This is a genomic window from Salinicola corii, from assembly GCF_008298015.1.
Taxonomy (GTDB): domain Bacteria; phylum Pseudomonadota; class Gammaproteobacteria; order Pseudomonadales; family Halomonadaceae; genus Salinicola; species Salinicola corii.
The window spans coordinates 1-9545 of sequence record NZ_VTPX01000029.1 but is presented as its reverse complement, the minus strand read 5'-3'; the positions used below and the strand labels follow the sequence as shown (position 1 = coordinate 9545).

Here is a 9545-nt window from a genome sequence, read left to right as displayed (position 1 = left end):
AAGACGTTGGTGAGTATCTGATGGGGTACTACAACCGACAGCGACCTCATGCCTTCAATGACAGCATGTCCCCCGTTGTGGCCGAGGAAAACCTTAAAATACTGTCCGGAAATAGTTGACCACTACAATTGCCACAGGCCCGTATCGTGGTCGATAAGTTCCACGTCGTGCGCATGGCCAACGAAGCCCTGGAGAAGATCCGCAAGGACCTCAGGAAGGAGCTGACGGCCAACCAGCGCCGAACTCTCAAGGGTGACCGGAAGATCCTGCTGAAGCGAGCTCACGATGTCTCTGACCGTGAACGCCTTATCATGGAGACCTGGACAGGGGCCTTCCCCCAGCTTTTAGCAGCCTATGAGCACAAGGAGCGATTCTTCCACATCTGGGACTGCCCCACCCGGCGTGATGCTGAGAAAGCGCTGGCTGCCTGGATTGACGACATCCCACAGGGGCAGAAGGAGGCCTGGAAGGATCTCGTCAGCGCCGTCAGTGGCTGGCGTGAGGAGATGCTGACCTACTTCGAGACTGACATCCCGATCACCAACGCCTTCACCGAGTCGATCAACCGGCTGGCCAAGGACAAGAACCGCGATGGCCGAGGCTATTCTTTCGAGGTGATGCGAGCCCGGATGCTCTACACCACAAAGCACAAGAAGAAGTCGCCGCAGACCAAGGATTCCCCGTTCTTGGGCAGGGCAACCATAGCCTACAGCATGGGCCTGCCCGAGCAAGAGAAGAACTTCGGCGTCGATCTATCAACCTTCTGGAGAGATTAAGGTCTGGGCTGGACCTAGGTGCCCCTCAACCAGTTAATCCGGATACCCGGAATACGAAAAGGATGAGATTGTTTCCTGCCAAGCAAAGCTTAATTCATCAAGAGTAGTTGAATGCTTTGATTTTTACTACAAAGATGCGTGTGCTAAAGTTGAAAGAACCTTGGAGCTTGAGGAAAATATTGAAAAAGCATACTCGTCAATTTATGATCAGCCAGATGAGTCCTCAAGCATAAACAAAAAAAATATAACCCTTTATTCCAATCCTAGCTTTTCGATTGGTAGCTCAGACATAGAATGTGAGAAAGAGAAATTTGCAGCTTATGCAACATTAAATCTTTTGAGTTATGCAATTGGCTGCATGTTTGGCAGGTACTCATTAAACAGCGATAGCTTGGTTGGTCTCAGAAAGGGGGGCGATAGCACTACAAACCCTTTCCGTCTCTACAAAGTTGATGAAAATGGCATAATTCCGTTCACCGATCAAGAATGGTTCTCTGACGACGCCACCAACCGGTTCCGCGACTTCGTTCGCATCGTCTGGGGCGAAGAGCACCTGCAAGAAAACCTCGAATTTGTCGCTGAAAGCCTTTGCCTGCATGCCATCAAGCCAAAGAAAGGTGAGGCCCCGCTGGAGACCATCCGACGCTACCTGAGCAGCCAGTTCTACAAGGATCACCGTATGCGGCCACCATCCACGACAGCGCCAACCTGCTGCTGGGACTGATCAACGAACTGCTGGATTTTTCCAAGATCGAGGCGGGGCGGCTCGAGCTGGAGTACCAGCCGCTGTCGCTTGCGGCGCTGGTGGAGGGCTCGGTGGCGATCTTCGCGGCGCGCGCCGAATCGCGGGGTATCAGGCTCGAGGCGCGGATATCCGAGGCGCTGCCCGGCTGGATGATGGGGGATCCGGCGCGGCTGCGTCAGGTGCTGCTCAACCTGGTTGCCAATGCCGTGAAGTTCACCGACGAAGGATGGGTCATCCTCGAGGCGACACTCGAGGATGCCGATACTCTGCGCCTCGAGGTACGTGATTCCGGCTGCGGGATTCCCGCCGAGCAGCGCGAGCGCATCTTCGAACCCTTCCGCCAGGGCGATGCCTCTACCGCTCGGCGCTTCGGTGGCACCGGCCTGGGCCTGGCGATTTCACGGCGCCTCGTCGAGGCCATGGGCGGCAGTATCGAGATGCACAGCGAGCCCGGTGTCGGCAGTCGCTTCTGGTGCCTGTTGCCGCTGGTGCCTGCCGCCGAGCCGGCACAGCAAGCCGCCCCGGGCCGGCTCGAGCCCGGCTGGCCGCAGGGGGCGCGATTGCTGGTGGTGGAGGATAACCCGGTCAACCAGCGGGTCGCCCAGGCGATGCTCGAGCGGCTGGGCTGCCGAGTCAGCCTGGCCGATTCCGGAGAGGAGGCGCTGGCCCTGACCCGGCGCCACTCCTTCGACCTGATCTTCATGGATGTGCAGATGCCCGGCATGGATGGCCTGGAGGTGACCCGCCGGCTGCGCCATCGTCACGGCTGGCCGGCCACGGTGCCCATCGTGGCCATGACTGCCGGCGGGCCCGGCGGCGAGAGGGCACGCTGCCTGGCCGCGGGGATGAGTGGCTACCTCACCAAGCCGCTGCTCCAGGAGGCACTGCTGGAGGTGCTGCGCCGTCATCTTGGCGGCAGTGCCATGGCGCCCACCCTCGCCATGAGCCAGCAGACACTGGCCGATCCGCTGATCCTGAATTCGCTGCGCGACTCCCTTGGCGAACAGGGAATGGCGTCGATGGTGGCGCTCTACCGCGACCAGGCCGAGGCGCACCTCGCCCAGCTCACCATGGCCCTCGAGACGGGCGATGCCGGGCGGCTGCGACATGCGGCACACCAGCTGAAGGGAGAGTCCGCGAGCCTGGGGGCGGTGAAGGTGGCGGGTCTGGCCGCGAGGCTCGAGCGACTGGCTGTCGAGGAGCAGCTCGCGGCGGCGGGTCCCGTGCTCGAGGAGTTGCACGCCTGCCTTTCCACCACCCTGGCCTCCCTGACCCGCTGGGTACAAGACTCCTCGGACTGACTCCCCGGGCATTGTGGCCGCGCCGGGCACCGACCTACACTGGATTACTGCCTCGTTCCCGGAGTCGATGATGCCCCCCGATCCCACCGCGTTCACCGGCGCGCCCCCACTGTGCAGCGCGGTCTCGCGACATGCCGACCCGGCGGCTGCCGTGGCCGAGCTGGGCGAGGCGCTGCGTCATCCGGCGCTGGGGTTCGTGCTGTTCTTCTGCAGCGCCGACTATCCTCTCGATGGCCTGTCCCGGGCGTTGGAGACCACCTTCGACCGGGTGCCGGTGGTGGGCTGTACCACCGCCGGTGAGATCAGCCCGCTGGGCTATGAGCGCGGCTGCATCGTGGCCATCGGCCTGTCGCGGGAAGCCTTTGCGGTCTCCAGCGCCCCGGTGATGGATCTCGACCGCTTCGACCTTCTCGGCGCCCAGCGGCTGGTGGATGGCCTGCTCGAGGAGTGTCGCGACGTGGTGCCGGATGGCGCCGGGTGCTTCGCCCTGACCCTGCTCGATGGTCTCTCCAGCCGCGAGGAGCAGGTGCTGGCCACCCTGGAGGCGGCGCTGGGAAGTATTCCCGACTTCGGCGGCTCCGCGGGTGACGACAACCGCCTGGCGCGCACCCACGTCTATGCCGAGGGACGCTTCCACTCCCGTGCGGCGGTGGTGGTGATGGTGGCGACGTTGCTGCCCTTCGAGGTCTTCACCACCCATCACCTGCAGCCGCTGGATCACAAGCTGGTGGTCACCCGGGCCGACAGCGCGACACGCCGGGTGCTCGAGCTCAATGCGCTGCCTGCGGCCGAGGAGTATGCGCGTCTGGTGGGGGTGCCAGTGGCGGCGCTGGATGCCGAGGCCTTCGCCCTGAATCCGCTGGCGGTGCGCATCGCCGACGCCCACTACGTGCGTTCGGTACAGCGGGTCAATTCCGACGGCAGCCTGAGCTTCTACTGCGCCGTGGAGACCGGCATCGTGCTGACCGCCATGCGCCCCGCGCCGATGCTCGAGCAACTCGAGGCGGTCCTCGCTGGCCTGGCGCAGCGTCTCGGCGAGCCGGCCCTGGTGATCGGCTGCGACTGTTTCCTGCGCCGGCTGGAGCTCGAGGCGCGCGGAGAGCTGGCCAGCGCCTCTCGCCTGCTGTCACGCTCCCGGGTCATCGGGTTCAACACCTACGGCGAGCAGCACCATGGCATGCACCTCAACCAGACCTTCACCGGAGTGGCCATTGGATCCGCGTCGCGCCCCTGAGTCCGCCACCTCGCCCGAGGCACTGGCCGAGGAGAACGCCCGGCTGAGACGTATCTGCGCCGCCCTGATCGAGCGCGTGGAGTCGGGCGGCATGCCCCACGCAGGCCCCTATGGCGCCTTCGAGCACTCGGTGCTGCTCGCCGAGCAGGTGCGCGAGCGCACCGAGACGCTGCAGCGCACCTTGGCCGCCCTGGAGCGCTCCCGGGCCGAAGCCGAGGCGGCCAACCTTTCCAAGACCCGTTTCCTCGCCGCGGTGAGCCACGACCTGCTGCAGCCGCTCAATGCGGCCCGGCTATTCGCCAGCGCCCTGGAGGGTCACCGCCTTCCCGACGAGTCGCACCGCCTGGTCGGTAGCATCAATCGCTCGCTCAAGGACGTCGAGACGCTGATCGGCAGCCTGGTGGACATTTCGCGGCTCGATGCCGGGGTGCTCAGGCCCGATGTGACCAGCTTTCCCGCCGAGGAGCTGCTCGGGGTGCTGGCCGAGGAGTATCGCCAGGTGGCCACCAGCCGGGGGCTCGAGCTGCGCCATGTGCCGAGCCGCGCGGTGATCACCTCCGACCTGGCGCTGCTGGCGCGGGTGGTGCGCAACTTCCTGAGCAATGCCATTCGCTATACCCGCCATGGGCGCATCCTGCTCGGTTGCCGTCGGCGTGGCGACTGGCTCGAGATCCTGGTCGGGGATACCGGTCCGGGTATCGAACCGGCACAGCAGCGTGTGATCTTCGACGAGTTTCACCGCCTGGAAGCCAGTGGTGAGGAGGACGACCGGGGCCTCGGGCTGGGCCTGGCGATCGTCGAGCGCATCGCCGGCATGCTGGGCCATCCGCTGGCGCTCGCCTCACGTCCGGGGCAGGGCTCGCTGTTCTCGGTGCGGGTGCCCTGCGGCACCGAGCAAGTCAATCATCAGTCGGTCGCGCACGAAGCGCCGGGGCCACTGGCGGGGGCGAATGTATGGGTGATCGACAACGATGCCGACATCCGTGACGGCATGGAGGCACTGCTGGGTGGCTGGGGATGCCGGGTGGCCAGCGCCGCCTCCCCGCAAGGGCTGCAAGGTCCGCCGCAGGTGCTGCTGGTGGACTACCACCTCGGCGAGGGGCAGCCGGATGGCCTGGCAGTGGCCGGCCGGTTGTGCCGACGCTTTCCGGGGTTACCGGTGGTGGTGATTACCGCCAACCACGATGCGGCTCTCAAGGCCCACATCCGCGAGGAGGGCTACGCCTGCCTGCACAAGCCGCTCAAACCGTTGCGCCTGAGGGTGTTGCTGGGGAACCTGCTGGAGGCTCAGCGCCCCCGGCGTTCGGCGAGGTAGGCAGCCAGGTCGAGTTCACCGGCGAGAAGCACGGCCTGGACCCGGCTGGTGACGCCGAGGCGACGCAGGATCGCCGAGACGTGAGTCTTCACCGTGGTCTCGGCGATACCGAGCTTGCGGGCGACGCCCTTGTTGGAGGCGCCCTGGCCGAGCGCTTCCAGCACCTCGAGCTGCTTGTCGGTGAGCCTCGTCAGGCGGGCGTCGAGGGAGGCCGGCGGCGTATTGCCCCGGGCAGTTGGAGGCCGGCGCATCACCTGGGGCGGCAGGTAGAGATGTCCCTCCAGGATGCGCTCCAGAGCCGCCAGCATGTCGTCGCGGGAGGTCGACTTGGGGATGTAACCCACCGCGCCGAGGTCGATGGCCTCGAGCACCGTGCGTCGATCCTGCTCGGCGGAGAGGATCGCCACCGGCAGGGAGGGCAGGGCCTCACGCAGCCGCGCCAGGCCATCGAGCCCCGCGGCGTCGGGGAGTCCCAGGTCAAGCAGCAGCAGATCGAGGCTCGCCTCGTGGCGTTGTGCCTCGCGCATGGCCTGGGCCAGGCTGTCGGCCTCCAGCAGCCGGCTGTCGGGAAGGCCGGCGGCGATTACCGCGGCGATGGCCTCGCGAAACAGCGGATGGTCGTCGGCGACCATCAGGGTGGTCATGGTGCTCTCCTTTCCTCTCCTCTGCGGGCCGGGCCCTCCTACCAAGGAAGGAGGGCGCCTCCTGCCACCGGAGTATGTCGCAGATTGCGCTTACGACCAAGACTGACAGGGCACAGCCTCTATAACGACAATTTCAGGAGCCAAGCCATGATCTACGCCAATCCCGGTGAATCCGGTGCCGTCATCGCCTTCGAGAAACGCTACGGCAACTATATCGGTGGGGAGTTCGTGCCACCGGTCAAGGGGCAGTACTTCGACAACGTCAGCCCGGTCAATGGCGAGGTGTTCTGCGAGATCCCGCGCTCGAGTGCCGAGGACATCGACCTCGCCCTGGATGCCGCCCACGCCGCCGCCCCCGCCTGGGGCAAGACCTCCGCCGCCGAGCGCTCCAACATCCTGCTCAGGATCGCCGACCGCATCGAGCAGAACCTCGAGATGCTGGCCGTGGCCGAGACCTGGGACAACGGCAAGGCGGTGCGCGAGACCCTCAACGCCGACCTGCCGCTGGCCGTCGACCACTTCCGCTACTTCGCCGGCTGCATCCGTGCCCAGGAGGGCACCGCCGCCGACATCGACGCCAACACCGTCGCCTACCACTTCCATGAGCCGCTGGGCGTGGTGGGGCAGATCATCCCCTGGAACTTCCCGCTGCTGATGGCCGTCTGGAAGCTCGCGCCGGCGCTGGCGGCGGGCAACTGCGTGGTGCTCAAGCCCGCCGAGCAGACCCCGGCCTCGATCCTGGAGCTGATGAAGCTGGTCGGCGACCTGCTGCCGCCGGGGGTGGTCAACATCGTCAACGGCTATGGCGCCGAGGCCGGCCAGGCGCTGGCCACCAGCAAGCGCATCGCCAAGATCGCCTTTACCGGCTCCACCCCGGTGGGGGCGCATATCCTCAAGTGCGCCGCCGAGAACATCATTCCCTCCACCGTGGAACTGGGCGGCAAGTCGCCGAACATCTACTTCGCCGACATCATGAACGCCGAGCCGGAGTTCATCGACAAGGCCGCCGAGGGCCTGGTGCTGGCCTTCTTCAACCAGGGCGAGGTGTGCACCTGTCCGTCCCGGGCGCTGATCCAGGAGTCGATGTACGACGCCTTCATGGCCAAGGTGATGGAGAAGGTGGGGCAGATCAAGCGCGGCAATCCGCTGGATACCGACGTCCAGGTGGGCGCCCAGGCCTCCCAGGAGCAGTTCGACAAGATCATGTCCTACATGGAGATCGCCCGGGAGGAGGGCGCCGAGGTGCTTACCGGCGGTGACAAGGCAAGCTTCGATCCGGCCTATGACAAGGGCTTCTATATCGAGCCGACGCTGCTCAAGGGCCACAACAAGATGCGCGTCTTCCAGGAGGAGATCTTCGGGCCGGTGGTGGCGGTGACCACCTTCAAGGACGAGGAGGAGGCGCTGGCGATCGCCAACGATACCGAGTTCGGCCTCGGTGCCGGCGTCTGGAGTCGCGACATCAATGTGGCCTTCCGCATGGGGCGTGGCATTCAGGCCGGCCGCGTATGGACCAACTGCTACCATCAGTATCCGGCTCACGCGGCCTTCGGGGGCTACAAGAAGTCCGGTGTCGGTCGCGAGACCCACAAGGTGGCCCTCGAGCACTACCAGCAGACCAAGAACCTGCTGGTCAGCTACGACATCAATCCGATGGGCTTCTTCTGAAGCCTCTGGCCGCTCGGTTGTTTTTCTGAGCGGCCCCCCAACGCCAAGAAGAGGGGTTGCATCGCTTCACTTGCTTCCCCTGGCGAGCATGAAGCAAAGGTGCAGCGTCAGGCTGCCCGCCAATCGAGGAGATATACAATGGATAACACGATGAAAGCTGCCGTGGTGCGAAAGTTCGGTGAGCCGCTGGCCATCGAAGAGGTCGCGACACCCCGGCCGCAGCAGGGTGAAATCCTGGTCAAGGTGGCCGCCTCCGGCGTTTGCCACACGGACCTGCATGCCGCCCACGGTGACTGGCCGGTCAAGCCCAATCCGCCCTTTATTCCAGGACATGAAGGAGTTGGCCATATCGTGGCAGTAGGTGAGGGTGTTACACATGTCAAGGAGGGCGACCGCGTCGGGGTGCCCTGGCTCTATTCGGCCTGTGGCTATTGTGAGCACTGTTTAGGAGGCTGGGAAACCCTGTGTGAATCTCAGCAGAATACCGGTTACTCGGTGAACGGCGGCTTCGCCGATTACACCTTGGCCGATGCCGGCTTCGTTGGCCGCCTGCCCGACAACGTCGACTTCCTCGAGATCGCGCCCGTGCTGTGTGCCGGAGTGACGGTCTACAAGGGGCTCAAGATGACGGATGCCCGCCCGGGGCAGTGGGTGGTGATATCAGGTATCGGCGGCCTCGGCCATATGGCGGTCCAATATGCTCATGCGATGGGCTTCAACGTAGCGGCAGTCGATATCGACGATGGCAAGTTGGCGCTGGCAGAGCGGCTGGGGGCTACAGTGACCGTCAATGCCATGAAAATCGATCCGGTTGACTATCTGAAGCGCGAGATCGGCGGCGCCCATGGTGCACTGGTCACGGCAGTATCGCCCAAGGCCTTCGATCAGGCCCAGCGCATGCTGCGCCGCGGCGGTACCCTGGTACTCAACGGCCTGCCGCCGGGCGACTTCCCCCTGCCGATCTTCGAAACCGTCCTCAACGGCATCACCGTACGCGGCTCCATCGTTGGAACCCGCCAGGATCTGCAGGAAGCGCTGGACTTCGCCGGCGAGGGCAAGGTCAAGTCCACGATCGCAACCGACAAGCTGGAGAACATCAATGAAATCTTCCAGCGCATGATCGACGGTAAGATCGAGGGACGTGTGGTGCTCGATATGACGTGAGTTGTGACACATCCTGGACCAAACCAAAGGGCGCGCAGCGCCTGACTGGCGCTGTTCCTGAGGGTGGTGCCTCGGGATGACTTGGGGGGGAAAGTCCCCTGCACGCCCGGCAAGGGGAAGTGATAGCCGACGGCAAGGGTGTCTTCCGCGAGGAAGAGTCTGAAGGAAGCCCGAGGCAAAACGCTGGCCTGACGAACAGGAAGCGGATACGAGGCGGAATGGCGGGGTGAGGTGGCCAAACCCATCAAAGCCCAGTACTTGCACGGAACGCCATGACGTATATCCGCCAGGCATAAGTGGGAAGGTCGCGCGTCTTACCCTGGGAGGTCTGGTGGTCTGCCACGGTGCTACCGGCGTCGAGAGGCGACGGGATGGACCACCAGACGTCAGCAGAGGCCATAATAAGTGCCGGTTCACCGCGACACCAAGGGCCGAACATGAAGAACCGCGAGTAGGCAATGACGTCTCGAGGATCGATCATGAAGACAGAAACTGGCGCTGATACCGTCATCCACCCAGAGGGACAGTGGCAGACCTCCGAGTCCCGGCCGGTGGGCGTCGAGACGATCCCTGTAATGGTCAACTAATTCCGGACATTGAATTGAGTGTTTCTTCTGCTCGGACGGGCGATATGCCGCCGTTGTACTGATGCGGCCGTTGCCGATTGTAGCGCTCCATCAGATAGACGCTGATATCCT

Annotated in this window: 7 protein-coding genes and 1 pseudogene; 7 read left to right on the top strand and 1 reads right to left on the bottom strand. The window is 64.2% G+C overall.

The annotated features are described in order from the left end of the window. Positions 1–128: 128 nt before the first annotated feature. From F0A16_RS21595 to F0A16_RS21575, 5 genes and pseudogenes are all read left to right on the top strand, one after another. Positions 129–776 (top strand): annotated as a pseudogene (locus F0A16_RS21595) (ISL3 family transposase); the annotation flags it as partial. 160 nt (positions 777–936) lie between these two features. Further along, entirely contained in the window at positions 937–1500 is a 564-nt protein-coding gene (locus tag F0A16_RS21850) for a hypothetical protein (RefSeq protein ID WP_187776111.1), read from the top strand. 92 nt (positions 1501–1592) lie between these two features. Next, positions 1593–2822, top strand: coding sequence for an ATP-binding protein (locus F0A16_RS21585; RefSeq protein WP_239023928.1), 1230 nt, complete (start codon positions 1593–1595; stop codon positions 2820–2822). 70 nt (positions 2823–2892) lie between these two features. Continuing rightward, positions 2893–4056 carry a nitric oxide-sensing protein NosP gene (nosP, locus tag F0A16_RS21580; protein ID WP_149438115.1) on the top strand — a complete coding sequence of 388 codons (1164 nt, stop codon included), beginning with the start codon at positions 2893–2895 and terminating at the stop codon, positions 4054–4056. Further along, positions 4034–5371 (top strand): ATP-binding response regulator, encoded by a 1338-nt coding sequence (locus tag F0A16_RS21575; RefSeq protein WP_239023927.1) that lies wholly within the window; start codon positions 4034–4036, stop codon positions 5369–5371. The genes nosP and F0A16_RS21575 overlap by 23 nt, the downstream gene beginning before the upstream one ends. Here F0A16_RS21575 and F0A16_RS21570 read toward each other — a convergent pair. Next, positions 5344–6015 carry a response regulator gene (locus F0A16_RS21570; RefSeq protein ID WP_149438111.1) on the bottom strand — a complete coding sequence of 224 codons (672 nt, stop codon included), beginning with the start codon at positions 6013–6015 and terminating at the stop codon, positions 5344–5346. The genes F0A16_RS21575 and F0A16_RS21570 overlap by 28 nt on opposite strands. A 147-nt stretch (positions 6016–6162) precedes the next feature. Between F0A16_RS21570 and exaC the strand changes: the two genes are divergently transcribed. Beyond that, on the top strand, positions 6163–7683 hold the full coding sequence (exaC, locus tag F0A16_RS21565; RefSeq protein ID WP_149438108.1) for an acetaldehyde dehydrogenase ExaC: 1521 nt from the start codon (positions 6163–6165) through the stop codon (positions 7681–7683). A 138-nt stretch (positions 7684–7821) separates the two neighbouring features. Beyond that, on the top strand, positions 7822–8847 hold the full coding sequence (gene adhP, locus F0A16_RS21560; RefSeq protein WP_187776110.1) for an alcohol dehydrogenase AdhP: 1026 nt from the start codon (positions 7822–7824) through the stop codon (positions 8845–8847). Positions 8848–9545: the final 698 nt, after the last annotated feature.

Coding starts and splice junctions, on each gene's coding strand:
- exaC (WP_149438108.1), top strand. CDS start 6,163: ATGATCTACGCCAATCCCGGTGAATCCGGTGCCGTCATCGCCTTCGAG.
- adhP (WP_187776110.1), top strand. CDS start 7,822: ATGGATAACACGATGAAAGCTGCCGTGGTGCGAAAGTTCGGTGAGCCG.
- F0A16_RS21570 (WP_149438111.1), bottom strand. CDS start 6,015: ATGACCACCCTGATGGTCGCCGACGACCATCCGCTGTTTCGCGAGGCC.
- nosP (WP_149438115.1), top strand. CDS start 2,893: ATGCCCCCCGATCCCACCGCGTTCACCGGCGCGCCCCCACTGTGCAGC.